Source organism: Salmonella sp. NW645 (genome assembly GCF_051703725.1).
GTDB lineage: Bacteria > Pseudomonadota > Gammaproteobacteria > Enterobacterales > Enterobacteriaceae > Salmonella > Salmonella enterica.
This window is the reverse complement of record NZ_JAMMKR010000001.1, coordinates 619,307-639,793: the sequence shown is the minus strand read 5'-3', so window position 1 is coordinate 639,793 and position 20,487 is coordinate 619,307. Positions and strand designations below refer to the sequence as shown.

The window sequence follows — 20,487 nt, the reverse complement described above, 5'->3', positions numbered from 1 at the left end:
AAAAATGGAGGAATTATGGAACACGGTCGGGATTATTCTGAATGGCGGCCCGCTTTGCGAGGCGCTACGCAACTCTCATCGGTGAAAATCGTTAGCGTGCCGGAGTGCGGTAAAGTGGCGGCACGGCAATGAAGGTAAGCCACCGATTTCAGCAGGACGCTGAAACGGAAAAGCCCCTCCCGAGGAAGGGGCCAAAATAAGGAAAGGGTTATGATGAAGGTAGTCATCATACTGGTGATACTCTTAGTGATTAGCCTACCAGCTTACTAAGACACCAGGGGGAGGAGGAATCCTCCCTTACCCTCACTCCTGACGTTAAGCCACATCAAGAATAATGTCAATCCATCAGCACTGAGCTTGCGAGGCGCTTAGCGGAAAACAACCTCCGCCCAGCGCGCCAGTCCTGCGGTGACGGAGCCGAAATCATCGCCGCCAGCGACGGGTATGCCCGGTAGCTGTTCGGAAAGCGCTTTTTTAATCAATGGCGAACGGGCGCTGCCGCCGGTCAGATAGATGACATCCGGTTTTTCCTGCGCGCTGTCCAGCGCCAGTTGCACCTGTTCCAGAATACGCGCCAGCGGTTGATCCAGCGCCGCTTCCAGTCCTTGCTGGCTGATAGCGACCGCCAGGTCGTCGCTGATAAATGGCAGCCTCGCCGTAATATCCGCCTGGCCGGAAAGGGCGATTTTGCTCTCTTCCGCGCAGCGTACCAGGCGGTAACTAAGCCGCTGGCGCCAGACCTTGAGCAGCAACGCGACCTTGTCTGCTTCACGCGCGTTGCGAACCAAATCGTTCAACAGACGACCATTCGCGCTACTGTAAAAATCGCTTTGCGCCGGGACGTCGTTAATCGCCACGGCATTCCACCACGGCAGCACCGGCAGGGCGATGCCTTTTTCGGTTTCGCCGCCCATGCCCAGCAAAGGCATCAGATTTTTAAAGGCCAGCGCGATATCCAGATCGTTTCCGCCCACGCGGCAACCGCTGTGCCCCAACAGGCTGTTTTCACGATCGGCTCGCTGACGCCACTGTGGCCCCATTAGTAGCATGGAGCAGTCGGTGGTGCCGCCGCCAATATCCACGACCAGCACACGCTTCTCTTCCCGCAGCATAGCCTCGTAGTCCAGGCCCGCCGCGACCGGTTCGTACTGGAATACCACCTCCTGAAAACCGGCGCGTTTTGCCGCCCGCTCCAGAATACCCTGCGCCTGGCGGTTCGCGTCATCGCCGCCGAGTCCCTGAAAGTTGATCGGGCGACCGATCACCGCCTGGGTAATGGCCTCCGGCAATTGGCTGTGCGCCGTATGACGAATATGTACCATCATGGCGCAGACCAAATCTTCAAACAGCGCGACCTGCTGCGGTTTCAGGCCGCTGGCGCCTAAAAAGGATTTTGGCGATTTGACAAACCAGACTTCCTGGGGATCGTCAATATAGTGCGCCAGCGACGCCAGACCAAACTGTACGCTTTGCGCGCCAACCTCAATATCTTCCTCGCGGTTGTAGCGTATCGCGCGGCGTAGCAGCGCCTGGGTTTCTTCGTCCGTTGCCGGCACATCATGATGGCGATACAGCCACTCGCTCACCGCTTCGCGCGTCGGCGCGCACAGCATAGACGGCAGTAATGCGCTGTTATTCTCCATTGTCAGCAACCGTGGATGCCCGTCGCGCATAATGGCGACCGAGCAGTTTGCCGTACCGTAATCAAATCCTATAAACACCTTAAAATCCCCATGCCAGTGAAGAAGGGGCGTGACTTTAGCGAAATGTCGTCGCGGCGACAACTGGAATATGAAAGCAAGGCGTTACGTGCGATTAGCGTTTATGCTGAAAGGTCAAATAAAGGAGAAAAGTATGTTTACCCTGAGCTGGCAGCCGCCTTACGACTGGTCGTGGATGTTGGGCTTTCTTGCCGCGCGTGCGGTGGACGGCGTGGAAACGGTAGGAGAGGGCTTTTATGCGCGTAGCCTGGTGGTGGGCGAGCATCGCGGACTGGTCAGCGTGAGGCCCCATCTGCCCACCCACACTGTGCAGGTTAGCGTGAGCGCCGGATTACTTCCCGTCGCGCCGGCGTGTCTGGCGAAGGTTTCGCGTCTGTTTGATCTTGACTGCCAGCCCGCGCAGGTTGCCGCCGTGCTGGGGCCACTGGGCGAGGACAGACCGGGGCTGCGTTTACCGGGATCGGTTGATACGTTTGAACAAGGCGTGCGGGCGATACTGGGGCAACTGGTGAGTGTCGCGATGGCGGCAAGGTTGACGGCGAAAGTGGCGCGCCGCTATGGCGAGGCGTTGCCGGATGCGCCCGATTATGTCTGTTTTCCCGGTCCGGAAACGCTGGCGTTGGCCGATCCGCTGGCGCTTAAAGCTCTGGGGATGCCGCTGCGGCGCGCCGAAGCGCTGATTCATCTGGCGCAGGCGACGCTGGCGGGAAAACTGGCGCTCGCCGCGCCGTCGGATATTGAGCAGAGCGTTAAAAATTTACAAACGTTTCCGGGAATTGGCCGCTGGACGGCGAACTATTTCGCCCTGCGCGGTTGGCAGGCAAAAGATATCTTTTTGCCCGACGATTACTTAATTAAGCAGCGCTTCGCCGGGATGACGGCCGCGCAGATCCGTCGCTACGCGGAGCGCTGGAAACCGTGGCGTTCCTACGCGCTACTGCATATCTGGTATACCCACGGCTGGCAACCGTCAATGGATAGCGAAATAGCTGGTATTCAGTAACAAATCCAACGGTTGCGCTTCGGCGATAGTGTCGCCATAAATCAGATCCACGCCAATACGGGAGAGCGTATCCAGCACCTGTGGGTTTTGTACCGGCCCGGCGAGCGTTTTGATGTCCAGATGCTGGGCGTGTCCCTGGATGATCGAGGTCAGCATTTCATCCATTAAACTCTCATGAACGTTGGCGATAAGGTCGCTATCCAGCAGTAAATAATCAGCGATATGCGGGGTCAGTAAATTAAACAGCTGTAAATCGCGCCCGACATGGCTGAGAATCACCTGGCAGCCGCGTTGTCGCAGTTTTCGCAGAGTCGCAGCGGCGGTCTGCGCCTGCTTAACGATAACGTCAGCCGGGATAATCAGATGTAATAACCGTGGCGGCAGTGGGCTATGCTCCAGTTGTTCCAGCAGCTCATCAATAAGGGTCGCGCTGTATAATCCTGCGGCGGACAGCGGCAGCGCAACGCTTAATCCCTTGCTGGCGACGGCGGTCGCCGCATGGTGGAAAAACTCATGGAATACCCGTCGGTCAAGCGCGTGATGCAGCGCGGAGTCGGCTAATCCTGCCCGGAACGCGCGCTCTTCCATCACTTCCCCTTCGCTGGTCCACAGCCTGAGTGAGACCAGCCAAAAGCTGGTGGCCTCCGGCGTACGCGGCGGCGCGACGTTTCTGGCAAGCATTAGCAGGTGGTTATTTTTAATCATATGCCACTGTTCTTCCAGCGGCATCATTCCCTTTGAGGAGGTTAATGCGTGCTGCGGTTCGTACACGGTCAGACGGCCGCGACCGCTATTTTTCGCGGCGTAGCAGGCTATATCGGCCTGAGACACGACCTCTGTGAGCTGGCAGTTATGTTCATTTATCATTGTGATCCCGGCGCTGGCGCCGATCCGATGCAGGCGTCCTTCCCACATAAAGTGATATTCATTAACGGCGTTGATAAGCCGCGTCACGATAAAACGCGCGCTGTCACTATTACAATCCGGCAGCAACAGGCCAAACTCATCGCCACCCAGACGGGCCAGGAGATCGCTGGAGCGAAGCATACTGAGCATCAGTGACGCGAGTTCGCGCAATAAGGCATCGCCGGCGGCATGTCCCGCGCTGTCGTTAACCGCTTTAAAACGGTCCAGATCGATAAACACCAGCGCATGATGTTGAGGCGATTCCTGTATTGTTTGCAGGCGCTGTTGAAGCTGCTTTTCAAAACTGGCGCGGTTGGCAAGATGGGTGAGGGCGTCATGCGTTGCGCTGTAGCTGAGCTGGCGTAACATTTTTCGTGATTCGGTAACGTCCTGGATAACCAGAACCGAACCAATCTTATCGCCGTCAAGTGTACTGAGCGGCGTGATACTGTAATGAATATCGTAGCAGCCGCCGTTATGACAATGGAGCACTATCTCCTGTTCCATGTCCGATCGCGACCTGTCGGCGCGATAAATATCCTCCAGCAGCGGCCCCTTATCACCTGACGTAATGCGCAGAACCGTTAATAATGGCGCGCCTAAAGCATCCTCTTGCCGCCAGCCGCTCATCTTCTCGGCGATCGGGTTCATAAAGGTGATATTCATCGCGACATCAATACACACCACCGCTTCTCCGATAGAGTCAAGCGTGATGTGCAACCGTTCTTTTTCCTGAAACAGCGCGTCGTTCGCCTGTGTAATACGCTCCATCAACCGCTGGTTTTCCTGCTCGCTTTGCTTGAGATCGTTAATATCTTCAATCTGAGCAATAAAATAGAGAGGCTTATTGTCTTTATGCCGAACCAGCGAGACGGCCAGCAGCGCCCAGACGACATCGCCGTTGCGGGTGTAGTAGCGTTTTTCCATGGAATAGCTATTGATGTCGCCGCGCACCAGCATGTTTAGCTGTTCAAGGTCGTTATTCAGGTCTTCCGGCCAGGTCAATTGCTGAAATGTCATCGTGCGTAATTCATCCTGGCTATAGCCAAGAAAATGGCTCAGAGATTTATTGACCTGTAGCCACTGACCCTCCGTACCGACCAGCGCCATACCAATGGCGGAATACTCCATCGCGTTGCGAAAGCGGGATTCGCTCTCGGTGATATGTTTGCGTTCCGTGCGAAACGCGTACATCACCATCGTCATCATATTGGCAGGCAGCAGGATCATTAAAAAAGGCAGCCACGGCATATTGACCATCACGTCGGTTTTCGGCGTGGCGAGCAGCGTGGGGTCATTGGCCAGCATGAGCGAGACCACGATAACGGTAGCTAAAAAAATTAAAAACGCCTCCATTCGCGGCAGGCGCACCGCACTCCACATCAACAGGACGATAACGCACGTAAACGGCCACGGAATATAGCGCATAGCGAGCCAGCTTAGCGCCAGCGTAATGACCAGCGTCAATAGCGTTTCCAGCAACAGATGCGGGTCGCGATGACGCAACAGATAGTGTGGTTTAAACAGTAAACCTAACGGTACCAGCGTCAGCGCGCCGATGGCTTCCGATAATACCCAAATCAGAAACGCTTTCGAGGCGACCGCTTCCGGTGCTATCAGCCAAAATAACAGGCCGCCGAGTAGCGGCGGAATCACGGCGCTGCCGATAGCCAGACGAAACCAGTCATTCAAATTTTGTAAGGGGTTGTAGCTGGGGAGCAGTTTTCGCAGCAGTATCGCGCCAGTGGCCGCCTCGATAATATTTATTGCCGTCCAGCTAAAGTTAAGCGAGGCGGCAGGAAATAAAGTCAGTGAGGCGCCGATGCTGCCGAGCGAGCAGGCGACCGCGATCCCAGGCCACAGACGGCCCGCATGGCGGTAAAACGCGACCATCATAATGGAGGTGGGGAACCACAGCGGCGCGAGTTGGGTGCCGACACGCGATAATTCGAGCGAAAAGAGCGTAAAGACAAACGCGACCAGGCCTAAACTGACCAGACGCAATAGCGGGTGGGGGACGGTAACGAAAACATGTTGGGATGGTTTACTCATTACCACTCTATCCGAATTGCCGGTAACGTCGCGGAATACCGGACGCGTCAGTTTACTCTGTGATTATGCTAGTATAAACGCGTAATGATTTATACGCTGGCTGAATATAAATTGTGGCTCCCGGCGTATTCCTCCTCCAGACGGGTCGATAAATCCGCTGTCCGCGTTAAAACTGAACGCTTTTACGTCGCGACGTCGAATGCGCCGCCAACAAATTCACCGTGGCATAGCGCCGGACTGGTATCGCGCTGCTGAAATCCCTATAATTGCCGCGTTTGGCGTTTCGGCGCCCCCCTTCCTTACATCCAGGTTAATCAGGTCGCTAAATTTATGACTGATCAGTCTCATCAGTGCGTCATTATCGGTATCGCTGGCGCATCGGCTTCCGGCAAGAGTCTTATTGCCAGTACCCTTTACCGCGAATTGCGTGAACAAGTGGGTGACGAACATATTGGCGTTATTCCCGAAGACAGTTATTACAAAGATCAAAGCCATCTGTCGATGGAAGAACGCGTAAAAACCAACTATGACCATCCGAATGCGATGGATCACAGCCTGCTATTTCAGCATCTTCAGGCGCTCAAGCGCGGTTCGGCGATTGAATTACCGGTATACAGTTATGTTGAGCATACCCGTATGCAGGAAACGGTTCGCGTAGAACCGAAGAAAGTGATTATTCTTGAAGGTATTCTGTTACTGACCGACGCGCGTTTGCGTGAAGAGATGAACTTCTCTATTTTTGTCGATACGCCGCTGGATATCTGTTTGATGCGCCGTATCAAACGCGATGTGAACGAGCGTGGTCGCTCAATGGATTCGGTGATGGCGCAATATCAGAAAACGGTGCGTCCGATGTTCCTGCAATTTATTGAGCCTTCCAAACAATATGCGGATATTATCGTGCCGCGCGGCGGTAAAAACCGCATCGCTATTGATATTCTGAAAGCGAAAATCAGCCAGTTCTTTGAATAAATCTGGCGAATTGTGTACCGTTCAGTGATAACCTGGTTAGCCCTTGATGTGCTTGATTTAAGGGCTTGATGCGCGAAAGGAGAAAGTGCCATGCGTTTATGCGACCGAGATATTGAAGCCTGGCTGGATGAAGGCCGTTTGTCTATCACCCCGCGACCTCCCGTAGAGCGCATTAACGGCGCGACGGTCGATGTACGTCTTGGCAATAAATTTCGAACCTTCCGTGGCCATACGGCGGCGTTTATCGATCTGAGCGGGCCGAAAGATGAGGTCAGCGCGGCGCTGGATCGCGTGATGAGCGATGAAATCGTTTTGCCGGACGGCGAGGCATTTTATCTGCATCCGGGCGAATTGGCGCTGGCCGTCACCTTTGAATCCGTTACCCTGCCGCCGGATTTAGTGGGCTGGCTGGATGGCCGTTCCTCGCTGGCGCGTCTGGGACTGATGGTGCATGTGACGGCGCACCGTATCGATCCCGGCTGGTCGGGCTGCATTGTGCTTGAGTTTTACAACTCCGGGAAGCTGCCGCTGGCGTTGCGTCCGGGTATGCTCATCGGCGCGCTGAGCTTTGAGCCGCTGTCAGGCCCGGCGGCGCGGCCTTATAACCGCCGTCAGGATGCCAAATATCGCGATCAGCAGGGCGCTGTCGCCAGCCGGATTGATAAAGACTGAGCCATTCGGCGCAATACTGCCGGTCCATTGAGGGTAGCATGAGACGATTTCTGACGACGCTGATGATTCTCCTGGTCGTGCTGGTGGCCGGATTCTCTGCGTTGGTATTGTTGGTCAATCCGAATGATTTCCGCGCCTATATGGTGCAGCAGGTTGCCGCGCGTAGTGAATATCAGTTGCAACTGGACGGGCCGCTGCGCTGGCACGTATGGCCGCAACTCAGCATCCTTTCCGGGCGAATGACGCTAACGGCGCGAGGCGCCAGCGAACCGCTGGTGCGGGCTGACAATATGCGCCTGGATGTCGCTTTATGGCCGCTGTTGAGTCATCAGCTTCATGTTAAGCAGGTGATGCTGAAAGGCGGGGTGATTCAACTGACGCCGCAAACGGAAGCGGTACGCAGTGATGATGCGCCGGTCGCGCCGAAAGATAATACCTTGCCGGACGTAGCGGAAGATCGCGGCTGGTCGTTTGATATTCGTAGCCTGCGCGTTGCCGACAGCGTGCTGGTTTTCCAGCATGAAAATGATGATCAGGTCACGGTGCGCGATATTCGTCTGAATATGGAACAAGATGCCGAGCATCGCGGCACGTTTGATTTTTCGGGACGCGTGAACCGCGATCAGCGGGATCTTGCTTTATCGTTCAGCGGAACGGTGGATGCTTCCGATTATCCGCATAATTTAACCGCGGGTATTGAGCAACTGCGCTGGCAATTGCAGGGCGCGGATCTACCGGCGCAGGGGATTGAGGGGCAGGGACAACTGCAGGCGCAGTGGCAGGAGGCGCAAAAACGTCTTTCATTTAACCACTTAAATTTAACGGCGAATGACAGTTCTCTGACCGGGCATGTTCAGGTAACGCTGGCGGAGCAGCCGGAATGGCAAATTGACCTCCAGTCCAGCAGGCTTAATCTGGACAACCTGTTGCCGCATCATAGCACCGTGGCACAGACGGGCGGCGCGGTGTCGCAGGGGCAAAATACGCTCCCCCTGACCAGGCCAGTTATCGCGTCGCGTGTTGGTGCGCCGCCTTATCAGGGGCTGCAAAGCTTTACGGCGGAGATTGCTTTACAGGCGGATTCAGTTCGCTGGCGGGGAATGGACTTTACCCAGGTTTCGACGAAGATGTCTAATCAGGCCGGATTGCTGGATATCACCGAGTTGCAGGGGAAACTGGCCGACGGAGAGATGTCGCTGCCCGGCACGCTTGACGCCCGCACCGCCAGTCCGCGCATCGAGTTCCACCCTCGCCTCAACCATGTTGAGATTGGGACTATCCTGAAAGCCTTTAATTATCCGATTAGCCTGACCGGTAAGATGTCGCTGGTTGGCGATTTCTCCGGGGCGGATATTGACGCGGAGGCATTTCGCCACAGCTGGAAAGGAAAAGCGCATGTTGACATGAGCAATACGCGCCTTGAAGGAATGAATTTCCAGCAACTGGTGCAGCAGGCCGTAGAGCGAAGCGGCGGGGACGCGCAGCAGTCGCAGGAAAATATGGACAACGCGACCCGACTGGATCGCTTCACGACCGATCTGACGCTAAATAAGGGCACGCTGACGCTCGACGACATGGTCGGGCAATCTTCTATGCTGGCGTTAACCGGCAGCGGAACGCTGGATCTGGTTAAGCAGAGCTGTGATACGCAATTTAATCTGCGTGTGTTGGGCGGCTGGAACGGCGATAGCAACCTGATCACTTTCCTGAAAGAGACGCCGGTGCCGCTGCGCGTCTATGGCAAGTGGCAGGAGCTGAACTATACCCTGCAAGTGGATCAGTTATTGCGTAAGCATTTACAGGATGAGGCGAAGCGTCGGCTCAATGATTGGGCGGATCGCAATAAAGATACCCGCAACGGTAAAGATGTGAAGAAACTGCTGGATAAGCTGTAGTTTTTGGTCAAAGGGCAGAGCCGGATGGCGAGGCTAACGCGCCTCCGGCCTGCCTGGTAAGCAGGCCGGGGCAGGCGAACAGACGTTACATTTCCTGGTCTGGCTCGCCGTTATGGAGCGGAATTAACTGCACTTTCTGCACTCGATGGCTTTCTACCTGCAATGTTTTCAGCAAATAATCACCCACCTGAACCTCTTCACCGGTTTGCGGTATGCGCTGCAAATATTCCATCAATAATCCGGCAATCGTATGGTATTCCCGTTTTTCATCCAGCGGCAGCGGCACGTACTGCACCAAATCCTCCAGCGGCATATGGCCGTTTGCTGTCCAGGAACCGTCCGGGTTCTTCTGAATATCGTGGCGGGCGTCAATTTCCTCGACTTCATTCGGCAGATTACCGGCGATAGTCTCCATGACATCGCTTAATGTCACAATGCCTTCAACCGAGCCAAACTCATCTACGACAAAGGCAAAATGGGTTCTGGCGTTACGGAACTGCTCCAGCGCAGGCAGCAGCGGCAATGTTTCCGGGAAAACCAGCGGTTGGCGAATCAGCGCCCGCAGGTTGAGCGGTTCGCCGCGCAGCGATTGTTGCAACAGATCGATGACGTGGACGACGCCGAGTAAATCTTCCTGTTCATTTTCACCCGTCACGACCAGACGCGTATGCTGGTTCTTTTCCAGCAGAGCGCGGATTTCCGCTTCCGGCGCGTTGAGATCGATATGCTCGATATCATGACGCGACGTCATGATGCTACTTACGGTGCGCTGGTTGAGATTTAGCACCCGCTCAATCATCCTGCGCTCCTGCGGATTAAAAATCTGGCTGTCGTCATGGTCTGCCAGCATCGCGGCGGTTTCCGCATCCAGTTCGGCATCCTCTTTTTTACCGCTAATCAGCCGCATCACGGCCTCCGTTGTGCGCTGGCGCAGCGTATGGTTAGCGGAAAGAAAACGGCGGCGGTTAAAAATAGCCAGTTGGTTGAGCGCCTCGATCATCACCGAGAAGCCGATAGCCGCGTACAGATACCCTTTCGGAATGTGGAAACCAAACCCTTCCGCCACCAGGCTAAAGCCGATCATTAGCAGGAAGCTAAGACACAAAATGACAATGGTGGGATGGTTGTTCACAAATCGGGTCAGTGACTTGCTGGCGAGCAGCATCAGGCTAATGGCGATTATCACTGCCGCCATCATGACCGCCAGGTGATCGACCATCCCCACGGCGGTAATCACGGAGTCGAGAGAAAAGATAGCGTCCAGCACCACGATTTGCGCGACCACCGCCCAGAATTTCGCCCCCTTACGCTGGGTAGGGTTGGCGCTATCTTTCCCTTCCAGCCGTTCGTTGAGCTCCATGGTGGCTTTAAAGAGCAGGAAGAAGCCGCCGAACAGCATAATCAGATCGCGGGCGCTGAAGCTTAACGTCTGTACGCTAAAGAGCGGCTTAGTCAAGGTGACCAGCCACGAGATTGACGCCAGCAGCAGCAGGCGCATGATCATCGCCAGTATCAGGCCGGTAATGCGCGCGCGGTCGCGCTGCCCCGGCGGTAGTTTTTCAGCGAGGATGGCAATAAAGACCAGGTTATCAATGCCGAGAACAAGTTCGATAACGATTAACGTTACCAGTCCGGCCCAGATTGACGGATCGGCAATCCATTCCATAGTAAGAGCAATACCTTCTGTAATATGACAATTGTCACAATTCGATCATGGATAATACGGCGGAAAAATGCAATGCCGCAGAGCAATTTATCTTTGTTACGCGGCTATAAAATAACTTTAAAATAGCCGTAATGTTTCTGTCGGAAACTAAATAATGTCAAGAATATATTTAGGAAATATCGCAGGTGGAGTGGAGTAAATAAATATTGTCAACATCAATAAAATCCTAAAATCATCTGTTAATTCATTTAATATTAATCTTAAAAATATAGAATGGCGGGTTTGTTACCTTGCCTGTCATTGGGTTAGCTGCAACAATTCTTGCAGGATTAAGATAGCGCGCTTAAATATCCTGTCACGACATCGAGAAAACTATTAATACGTAACCTTTATTTCGCTGAAGATTTTTATCTGAACGAGGATGAAATCGGAGGGGAATGCGAAAATTTAGAATAATCAGTGTATTGGTAGCTAAGAAGCCAGGGGCGGTAGCGTGCCTGAAAGCCTGAATATAAGCCTTTATTATTCTGTCAATAGCCTGCGGATGAATTGATTTTTTTTCAGAATGATGCCAGTTAATTTTCTCTGCCATTAACTGCAAGGTAAATGTGCACGGACGAAGCCGCTATTTAAATTGCACAGGATAATGACTCTGCCAAAGTGATAAATAATCAATGATGAAATCCAAAATGAAATTGATGCCATTATTGGCGTCGCTCAGCTTGATAAGTGGTTGCACAGTACTTCCGGGCAGCAATATGTCTACGATGGGGAAAGATGTGATCAAACAGCAAGACGCTGACTTTGATCTCGACCGGATGGTCAATGTGTATCCGCTGACGCCACGGTTGGTTGAGCAATTACGCCCGCGGCCCAATGTCGCGCAACCGAATATGTCGCTGGACCAGGAGATTGCCAGTTATCAGTATCGCGTCGGGCCTGGCGATGTGCTGAATGTCACCGTCTGGGATCACCCGGAATTGACCACGCCAGCAGGCCAGTACCGCAGCTCAAGCGATACCGGCAACTGGGTTCAGCCGGACGGCACCATGTTTTATCCCTACATTGGCAAGGTTAGCGTCGTCGGTAAAACTTTGTCAGAGATTCGCAGCGATATTACCGGGCGTTTAGCGAAGTACATCGCGGACCCGCAGGTGGATGTCAATATCGCCGCTTTCCGCTCGCAAAAAGCGTACATCTCCGGCCAGGTGAATAAATCCGGTCAGCAGGCCATTACTAACGTACCGCTAACCGTCCTGGATGCGATTAACGCTGCGGGCGGCCTGACCGATATGGCGGACTGGCGCAACGTCGTGCTGACGCACAACGGCAAAGAACAGCGCATTTCGCTACAGGCGCTGATGCAAAATGGCGATCTTAGCCAGAACCGCTTGCTCTACCCTGGCGACATTCTGTATGTGCCGCGCAATGACGATCTGAAAGTCTTTGTCATGGGCGAAGTGAAAAAACAGAGCACCCTCAAAATGGATTTCAGCGGTATGACGCTCACCGAAGCATTGGGCAATGCGGAAGGCATCGATCTGACCACCTCCAACGCCAGCGGCATTTTTGTGATTCGTCCGTTGAAAGGCGAGGGGGGACGCGGCGGCAAGATCGCCAATATCTACCAGCTTGATATGTCTGACGCCACGTCATTGGTGATGGCGACGGAATTCCGACTTCAGCCTTACGATGTGGTGTACGTCACGACCGCGCCGGTTGCTCGCTGGAACCGTCTGATCAATCAGTTGCTGCCGACCATTAGCGGTGTCCGTTATATGACGGATACGGCCAGCGACATTCATTCCTGGTAATCGTTATGTTTAACAAAATTTTAGTGGTCTGTGTGGGGAATGTTTGCCGTTCCCCGACGGCGGAACGTTTGCTAAAGCGCTTTCATCCCTCGCTGACGGTTGCGTCCGCCGGATTAGGCGCGCTGGTCGGCAAAGGCGCCGATCCTGCGGCGGCGAGCGTGGCGAGCGCCCACGATCTGTCTTTGGAAAATCACTGCGCAAGGCAAATTTCCGCGCGTCTGTGCCGGGAATATGACCTGATTCTGACGATGGAGAAACGTCACATCGCCGCCCTGTGCGACATTGCGCCGGAAATGCGCGGCAAGGTAATGCTGTTTGGTCACTGGGACAGCGAGCGTGAAATACCGGACCCGTATCGCAAAAGCCGCGATGCGTTTGAGGCGGTGTACACATTACTGGAAAGGTCTGCCCGCCAGTGGGCGCAGGCACTGAATGCAGAGCAGGGAAAACCATGACAGAAAAAGTAAAACAATCTGCGGCGGTTACGGGTAGCGATGAAATCGATATCGGGCGTCTGGTCGGAACGGTGATTGAAGCGCGTTGGTGGGTGTTGGGGACGACGGCCATATTTGCGCTGTGCGCGGTAATTTATACGTTCTTCGCCACGCCCATCTATAGCGCCGATGCGCTGGTACAGATTGAACAAAACGCCGGTAATTCGCTGGTACAGGATATCAACAGCGCATTAGCGAATAAGCCGCCGGCTTCCGATGCGGAAATTCAGCTCATTCGATCGCGCCTGGTGCTGGGGAAGACCGTTGACGATCTGGATCTGGATATTGCCGTCACCAAAAACACCTTTCCGCTGTTCGGCGCCGGGTGGGAGCGGCTGATGGGGCGTCACAATGAAATGGTGAAAGTCACGACATTCACCCGACCAGAGACGATGAGCGGACAGATCTTCACCCTCAAAGTGCTGGGCGACAAACGTTATCAGTTGGTTAGCGACGGCGGATTTAGCGCGCAGGGCGTTGTGGGCCAGCCACTCAATAAAGACGGCGTGACGATGCGGGTAGAGGCGATTGACGCCCGTCCTGATACGGAATTTACGGTGAGTAAATTCTCAACGCTTGGCATGATTAATAACCTGCAAAATAACCTCACCGTAACGGAAACCGGCAAAGATACCGGCGTTCTGAGCCTGACGTTCACGGGAGAGGATCGCGACCAGATCCGCGAAATTCTCAACAGTATTACCCGTAACTATCTGCAACAGGATATTGCGCGGAAATCTGAAGAGGCGGGGAAGAGCCTGGCGTTTCTGGCAAAACAACTGCCGGAAGTCCGCAGCCGTCTGGATGTGGCGGAAAACAAGCTAAACGCTTTCCGCCAGGATAAAGACTCGGTGGATTTACCGCTGGAGGCGAAGGCGGTGCTCGATTCGATGGTTAATATCGACGCCCAGTTGAATGAGTTGACGTTTAAAGAGGCGGAAATTTCCAAGCTCTTTACCAAAGCGCATCCGGCTTACCGCACCCTGCTGGAAAAACGTAAAGCGCTGGAAGATGAAAAAGCCAAACTGAACGGGCGGGTGACGGCAATGCCGAAAACCCAGCAGGAGATTGTGCGTTTGACCCGTGATGTGGAGTCCGGCCAGCAGGTTTATATGCAACTGCTTAATAAACAGCAGGAGCTGAAAATCACCGAAGCCAGCACCGTTGGCGACGTGCGCATCGTTGACCCGGCGATTACCCAGCCGGGCGTGCTGAAGCCGAAAAAGGCGTTGATTATTCTCGGCAGCATTATTCTGGGATTAATGTTATCGATTGTCGGCGTGCTGCTGCGCTCGCTGTTTAATCGCGGTATTGAAAGCCCGCAGGCGCTGGAGGAGCACGGGATCAGCGTCTATGCCAGTATTCCGCTGTCGGAATGGCAAAAAGCGCGCGATAGCGTCAAAACCATTAAAGGAATTAAGCGTTACAAGCAGAGCCAACTGCTGGCGGTGGGCAATCCGACCGATCTGGCGATTGAGGCGATTCGCAGCCTGCGCACCAGCCTGCATTTCGCCATGATGCAGGCGCAAAATAATGTACTCATGCTCACAGGCGTCAGCCCCTCTATCGGCAAAACCTTTGTTTGCGCCAACCTGGCGGCCGTCATCAGCCAGACGCATAAACGGGTATTACTGATCGACTGCGATATGCGCAAGGGCTACACCCATGAACTGCTCGGCACCAATAACGTGGACGGCTTATCTGACATTCTGGCGGGCAAAGGCGAGATAGCCTCCTGCGCGAAACCCACGGCGATCGCTAATTTTGATCTTATTCCGCGCGGTCAGGTACCGCCTAACCCATCAGAACTGCTGGTGAGCGAGCGCTTCGGCGAGCTGATCGCCTGGGCAAGCAGCCGCTACGACCTGGTATTAATCGACACGCCGCCGATTCTGGCCGTGACGGACGCCGCGATTGTGGGTCGCCACGTCGGGACGACGCTGATGGTGGCGCGTTATGCCGTCAACACCTTGAAAGAAGTGGAAACCAGTCTGAGCCGTTTTGACCAGAATGGCATTCAGGTCAAAGGCGTCATTCTCAACTCCATTTTCCGCCGGGCGACGGGCTACCAGGATTATGGCTATTACGAGTATGAATACCAGTCAGATTCCAAATAAAAAATAAGGCGTGCCGGATGGCGCGGCCTGTGACTGTAGGCCGGACAAGCGTAGCGCCATGCGGCAAAACTATCTGGGGAATAAGCATGACAACAGACAATCCGCTGATCTCAATTTATATGCCAACCTGGAACAGGCAGCAGTTGGCTATCCGGGCGATTAAATCAGTACTACGTCAGGACTACCGCCACTGGGAGATGATCATCGTGGATGATTGCTCCTCGTCTTATCAGCAGCTACAACAATTTGTTGAGGAGCTGAACGACCCGCGCGTCCGTTATACCCATAACGCCAGGAATACTGGCGCCTGCGCGGTTCGCAACCAGGCCATTATGCAGGCGCAAGGGCACTACATTACCGGTATTGATGATGACGATGAATGGACGCCCAACCGTCTGAGCGTGTTTCTGGCCCATAAACACCAGTTGACTACGCACGCCTTTTTGTATGCCAACGACTATGTGTGTGAGGGCGAGGTCTACTCTCAGCCTGCCAGCCTGCCGCTGTATCCGAAATCCCCTTATTCGCGCCGCTTGTTCTACAAGCGCAATATCATTGGCAATCAGGTTTTTACCTGGGCCTGGCGTTTTAAAGCGTGTTTGTTCGATACCGAACTCAAGGCGGCGCAGGACTACGACATTTTTCTGCGCATGGTGGTGGAGTATGGCGAACCGTGGAAAGTCGAAGAGGCGACGCAAATTTTACATATCAACCACGGCGAGATGCAGATTACCTCTTCGCCGAAAAAGTTCTCCGGCTATTTCCATTTTTATCGTAAGCACAAAGATAAATTTGATCGCGCCAGTAAAAAATACCAGCTTTTTACCCTGTACCAAATTCGCAATAAGCGAATGACCTGGCGCACGTTGCTGACGTTGCTCTCCGTGCGTAATAGCAAACGCCTGGCGGCCGGGCTGCGGGGGCGATAACGATGCTGGAAGACTTACGCGCGAATAGCTGGAGCTTACGCCCCTGTTGCATGGTGCTGGCCTACCGTATCGCTCATTTTTGTTCCGTCTGGCGCAAAAAGAATGTGCTGAATAATCTGTGGGCCGCGCCGGTGCTGGTGCTGTATCGCGTGATCACGGAATGCCTGTTCGGGTATGAAATCCAGGCCGCCGCGACCATTGGTCGGCGGTTCACTATCCATCATGGTTACGCGGTAGTGATCAACAAACATGTCGTCGCCGGCGACGATTTTACCATTCGCCACGGCGTCACCATTGGCAATCGCGGCGCGGACAACCTGGCTTGTCCGGTGATTGGTCACGGCGTTGAGCTGGGGGCGAATGTCATCCTGCTTGGCGATATTACTATCGGTAATCACGTCACGATTGGCGCGGGTAGCGTGGTGCTTGACAGTATTCCGGACCATGCGCTGGTGGTGGGAGAAAAAGCACGGGTGAAGGTCAGCACATGAATATTCTGCAATTTAATGTACGGCTGGCGGAAGGCGGCGCGGCGGGAGTGGCGTTGGATCTCCATCTGCGGGCATTGCAAAAAGGGCTGACGTCGCGTTTTGTCTATGGTTATGGCAAAGGCGGAAAAAAAAGCGTCAGTCACCACCGCTATCCGCAGGTGATAAAACAGACGCCGCGCGGCACGGCAATCGCCAATATCGCGCTATTTCGTTTCCTGAATCGCGATCTGTTTGGCAATCTCGACAATCTTTACCGCACGGTTATCCAGACATCCGGCCCGCTGGTGCTGCATTTTCATGTTCTCCACAGTTACTGGCTAAACCTGGCGGACATCGTGACGTTTTGCGAAAAAGTCAAAGCGCAAAAACCGGACGTCACGCTGGTCTGGACGCTGCACGATCACTGGAGCGTCACCGGGCGTTGCGCCTTCACCGACGGTTGCGAGGGCTGGAAAAGCGGCTGCCAAAAATGCCCGACCCTAAGCAATTATCCGCCGGTCAGGGTGGATCGGGCGCACCAGCTTATTGACGGCAAACGTCAGCACTTTCGGGACATGCTGCGGCTGGGCTGCCGGTTTATTTCGCCGAGCCAGCACGTGGCCGAGGCCTTTAACAGCGTTTATGGCGCGGGGCGCTGCCAGATTATTAACAACGGTATCGATCTGGCGACCGAGGCGATTCTCGCGCAGCTATCACCTGTGCCGCTGAATCCGGGAAAACCGCGAATTGCCATTGTGGCGCATGACTTGCGTTATGACGGCAAAACTGACCAGCGTCTGGTACACGACATGATGGCGCTGGGCGAAAAAATTGAACTGCATACCTTCGGTAAATTTTCGCCTTTTACTGGTCAAAACGTTGTTAATCACGGTTTTGAAACCGATAAGCGCAAATTAATGAGCGCGCTCAATGAGATGGATGCGCTGGTCTTTAGCTCGCGGGTCGATAACTATCCGCTGATCTTGTGTGAAGCGCTCTCGATCGGCGTACCGGTGCTCGCTACCCACAGCGAGGCGGCGCAGGAGGTGCTGGCGAAATCCGGCGGCCAGACCTTTGCCGCTACAGATGTACTGCGCCTGGCGCAGCGGCGTAAGCCAGAGATTGCTCAGGCGGTATTCGGCGCAACGCTGGACGCCTTTCGTATGCGTAGCCGCGTCGCGTACAGCGGTCAACAGATGCTGGAGGAGTATGTCTCGTTCTATCAGAATCTGTAGCTATCTGCTGCTGCCGCTGATCTACCTACTGGTCAATGTCAAGATTGCCCAACTGGGGGAAAGCTTTCCCATTACCATCGTCACTTTTTTACCGCTGTTGCTGCTGTTATTTGTGGAACGCATTAGCGTAAAAAAATTGATGATCGCCTTAGGCATCGGCGCGGGGCTTACGGCATTTAACTTCCTGTTCGGCCAGTCGCTGAATGCTGGTAAATATGTCACGTCCACGATGCTGTTTGTCTATATTGTGGTCATTATCGGGATGGTCTGGAGTATCCGATTCAAAACCATTTCCGTGCATAACCACCGAAAGATTTTGCGTTTTTTTTATCTGGTGGTGGGTATAGTGGTCGCGCTCGCCGCGGTTGAGATGGCGCAAATTATCCTTACCGGCGGCAGCAGTATTATGGAAGGAATTTCGAAATATCTCATTTACAGTAATAGCTACGTACTGAACTTCATAAAATTTGGCGGTAAGCGTACCACTGCGCTTTATTTTGAACCGGCATTTTTCGCTTTGGCACTAATCTCAATTTGGCTGAGCATCAAACAGTTTGGTATCAAAACACCGAAAAGCGATGCTATGATTCTGGCAGGGATAATATTATCAGGATCATTTTCAGGGGTAATGACCTTTATCCTGTTTTATCTTCTGGAGTGGGCGTTCCAATATTTGAATAAGGATGCGATAAAGAAAAAACTTCCACTGGCGCTGGTCTCATTAACCCTGTTTTTGGTTGGGGTAATTATTGCATTTCCTTATATCGCGACACGACTTGGCGATTTAGGGACGGAAGGCTCATCTTCTTATTATCGTATTGTGGGCCCGTTAGTCATGGTCGGATATTCCTTGACCCATATTGATGGTGTAGTCAGATTTGGCTCACTTTATGAATATGTTGCATCATTCGGAATCTTTAACGGTGCGGATGTCGGGAAAACCATAGACAATGGATTGTATCTGCTGATTATTTATTTTTCCTGGTTCGCAGTGCTAATGACGCTGTGGTATATGGGGAAAGTTTTAAAAATGGCGCTAAATGCGTTTGGCGATAATCGTAATTTTCGGGTGCAGCTCTATCTTTTTACGCCGGTGTCGCTGTTTTTTACCGGTTCAATATTTAGCCCGGAATATGCTTTTTTAATCGTCTGTCCGTTCATTTTGCGCAAGGCGTTAAAAATTTCATAACGGGGTGGTTGCATGTTTTTAAGCGTCGTTACCGTCGCCTTTCGCAATTACGAAGGGGTGGTAAAAACCTGGCGCTCGCTGCGCAATCTGGCGCGCGATCCGGGCCTGTCATTTGAATGGATCGTAGTGGATGGCGGTTCGGAGGACGGCACGCGCGAATTTCTGCAAAAACGTCACGGTGAGTTTAACCTGCGTTTTATCAGTGAAAAGGATCGCGGTATTTATGATGCCATGAATAAAGGCATTGCGCTGGCGCAGGGGCGCTATACCCTGTTTCTTAATTCCGGTGATGCGTTCCATGATGATGCCGCGCTGTTTGTCCGCCAACTGGCGCGACAAAAGGGCGAGGCGATGTATATTGGCGACGCGCTGCTGGATTTCGGCGGCGGGCATAAAATACGCCGGAAGGCTAAACCCGGGTATTATATCTACCATAGTTTGCCAGCCAGCCATCAGGCGATATTTTTCCCGACGGCAGCGTTAAAAAAGTATCCTTATGATCTGCAATATCATGTCTCTTCAGATTATGCGCTGGCGGCCCGTCTCTATAAAGCAGGCTATCCTTTTCGGCGAATTAACGGACTGGTATCTGAGTTTTCGATGGGCGGCGTGTCAACCTCGAATAATCTGGAATTATGTCAGGATGCAAAAAACGTACAGCGAAAAATATTACGTGTGCCAGGGTTTTGGGCGCAATTATCCTATTTATTACGTCTGAAAACGACGGGTAAAACAAAAGCGCGATATAACAAAGTCTAATCACCGGGAGTTATTATGCAGGATCTTAGCGGCTTTACGGTGCCGAAGGGGTTCCGCGGTGCTAATGCGCTAAAAGTACAATTATGGTGGGCGGTACAGGCGACATTATTCGCTGGGTCGCCGCAAATATTGTATCGCTGGCGAGCCTTTTTGCTGCGTCTGTTTGGCGCCAAAATTGGAAAGAATGTGGTTATTCGACCGTCAGTAAAAATTACCTACCCGTGGAAATTAACCGTCGGCGATTATGCCTGGGTAGGCGACGACGCTGTGTTATATACGTTGGGTGAAATTAATATTGGCGCACATGCGGTTATTTCACAAAAAGGGTATTTGTGTACCGGTAGCCATGATTATACCAGCGCTCATTTCGATATTAACGCCGCGCCGATTGTTATTGGCGAAAAATGTTGGCTGGCGACCGATGTTTTTGTCGCGCCCGGCGTGACGATAGGTCATGGCACCGTCGTCGGCGCGCGCAGCAGCGTATTTAAATCATTACCGGCAAATGCGATTTGTCGGGGCAATCCCGCAGTGGTAACGCGCCAGCGCGTTCAGAAAGTTACTCCCTAACGGGACTATTTGAGGAAATGAAA

17 protein-coding genes are annotated in these 20,487 nt (G+C 53.3%); 14 read left to right on the top strand and 3 right to left on the bottom strand.

All coding sequences use genetic code 11. The features are described from left to right. The first annotated feature begins 210 nt into the window (after window positions 1-210). A complete protein-coding gene (locus NA389_RS03320; protein ID WP_105887528.1) occupies window positions 211-270 on the top strand; it encodes a type I toxin-antitoxin system Ibs family toxin in 60 nt (19 codons plus the stop codon). Window positions 271-368: 98 nt separating this feature from the next. On the opposite strand, the gene yegD is transcribed toward NA389_RS03320, so the two are convergent. Next, window positions 369-1,721, bottom strand: a complete 1,353-nt coding sequence (gene yegD / locus NA389_RS03315) for a molecular chaperone (protein ID WP_000469638.1) — start codon at window positions 1,719-1,721, stop codon at window positions 369-371. 133 nt (window positions 1,722-1,854) lie between these two features. On the opposite strand from yegD, the gene alkA reads away from it, so the two are divergent. After that, complete coding sequence (alkA, locus tag NA389_RS03310; RefSeq protein ID WP_000494715.1) at window positions 1,855-2,724, top strand: DNA-3-methyladenine glycosylase 2; 870 nt, start codon at window positions 1,855-1,857, stop codon at window positions 2,722-2,724. Here alkA and NA389_RS03305 read toward each other — a convergent pair. Further along, on the bottom strand, window positions 2,692-5,682 hold the full coding sequence (locus tag NA389_RS03305) for an MASE1 domain-containing protein (protein WP_000042928.1): 2,991 nt from the start codon (window positions 5,680-5,682) through the stop codon (window positions 2,692-2,694). The two genes, alkA and NA389_RS03305, sit on opposite strands and share 33 nt — an antisense overlap. A 330-nt stretch (window positions 5,683-6,012) precedes the next feature. On the opposite strand from NA389_RS03305, the gene udk reads away from it, so the two are divergent. The 3 genes from udk to asmA all read left to right on the top strand — a co-directional run bounded on the left by udk (window position 6,013) and on the right by asmA (window position 9,221). Beyond that, the gene (gene udk, locus NA389_RS03300; protein WP_000132082.1) at window positions 6,013-6,654 is read left to right on the top strand and encodes a uridine kinase; all 642 of its coding nucleotides are present in this window, start codon (window positions 6,013-6,015) and stop codon (window positions 6,652-6,654) included. 90 nt (window positions 6,655-6,744) lie between these two features. Further along, window positions 6,745-7,326 carry a dCTP deaminase gene (gene dcd / locus NA389_RS03295; protein ID WP_001234783.1) on the top strand — a complete coding sequence of 194 codons (582 nt, stop codon included), beginning with the start codon at window positions 6,745-6,747 and terminating at the stop codon, window positions 7,324-7,326. Window positions 7,327-7,364: 38 nt separating this feature from the next. Then, window positions 7,365-9,221, top strand: coding sequence for an outer membrane assembly protein AsmA (gene asmA, locus NA389_RS03290; RefSeq protein ID WP_061377780.1), 1,857 nt, complete (start codon window positions 7,365-7,367; stop codon window positions 9,219-9,221). An 85-nt stretch (window positions 9,222-9,306) separates the two neighbouring features. On the opposite strand, the gene NA389_RS03285 is transcribed toward asmA, so the two are convergent. Then, a complete protein-coding gene (locus NA389_RS03285; RefSeq protein ID WP_000454726.1) occupies window positions 9,307-10,887 on the bottom strand; it encodes a TerC family protein in 1,581 nt (526 codons plus the stop codon). 674 nt (window positions 10,888-11,561) lie between these two features. Here NA389_RS03285 and NA389_RS03280 point away from each other — a divergent pair. The 9 genes from NA389_RS03280 to wcaF all read left to right on the top strand — a co-directional run bounded on the left by NA389_RS03280 (window position 11,562) and on the right by wcaF (window position 20,464). After that, window positions 11,562-12,701 carry a polysaccharide export protein gene (locus NA389_RS03280; protein WP_000978077.1) on the top strand — a complete coding sequence of 380 codons (1,140 nt, stop codon included), beginning with the start codon at window positions 11,562-11,564 and terminating at the stop codon, window positions 12,699-12,701. Window positions 12,702-12,706: 5 nt separating this feature from the next. After that, complete coding sequence (gene wzb / locus NA389_RS03275) at window positions 12,707-13,156, top strand: low molecular weight protein-tyrosine-phosphatase Wzb (RefSeq protein WP_000482224.1); 450 nt, start codon at window positions 12,707-12,709, stop codon at window positions 13,154-13,156. Then, window positions 13,153-15,312, top strand: coding sequence for a tyrosine-protein kinase Wzc (wzc, locus tag NA389_RS03270; protein ID WP_000137228.1), 2,160 nt, complete (start codon window positions 13,153-13,155; stop codon window positions 15,310-15,312). The genes wzb and wzc overlap by 4 nt, the downstream gene beginning before the upstream one ends. A gap of 86 nt (window positions 15,313-15,398) precedes the next feature. Next, entirely contained in the window at window positions 15,399-16,241 is an 843-nt protein-coding gene (gene wcaA, locus NA389_RS03265; RefSeq protein ID WP_000205695.1) for a colanic acid biosynthesis glycosyltransferase WcaA, read from the top strand. 2 nt (window positions 16,242-16,243) lie between these two features. After that, complete coding sequence (gene wcaB / locus NA389_RS03260; RefSeq protein WP_000888723.1) at window positions 16,244-16,732, top strand: colanic acid biosynthesis acetyltransferase WcaB; 489 nt, start codon at window positions 16,244-16,246, stop codon at window positions 16,730-16,732. Continuing rightward, window positions 16,729-17,946: a colanic acid biosynthesis glycosyltransferase WcaC gene (gene wcaC, locus NA389_RS03255; protein ID WP_001023839.1), complete on the top strand. Its 1,218-nt coding sequence runs from the start codon at window positions 16,729-16,731 to the stop codon at window positions 17,944-17,946. Before wcaB ends, wcaC begins: the two co-directional genes overlap by 4 nt. Beyond that, window positions 17,921-19,135, top strand: a complete 1,215-nt coding sequence (gene wcaD, locus NA389_RS03250; protein ID WP_000091402.1) for a colanic acid polymerase WcaD — start codon at window positions 17,921-17,923, stop codon at window positions 19,133-19,135. Before wcaC ends, wcaD begins: the two co-directional genes overlap by 26 nt. Before the next feature lie 12 nt (window positions 19,136-19,147). Further along, complete coding sequence (wcaE, locus tag NA389_RS03245) at window positions 19,148-19,894, top strand: colanic acid biosynthesis glycosyltransferase WcaE (RefSeq protein ID WP_000480132.1); 747 nt, start codon at window positions 19,148-19,150, stop codon at window positions 19,892-19,894. A 15-nt stretch (window positions 19,895-19,909) separates the two neighbouring features. Further along, window positions 19,910-20,464, top strand: coding sequence for a colanic acid biosynthesis acetyltransferase WcaF (gene wcaF / locus NA389_RS03240; protein ID WP_001153603.1), 555 nt, complete (start codon window positions 19,910-19,912; stop codon window positions 20,462-20,464). Window positions 20,465-20,487: the final 23 nt, after the last annotated feature.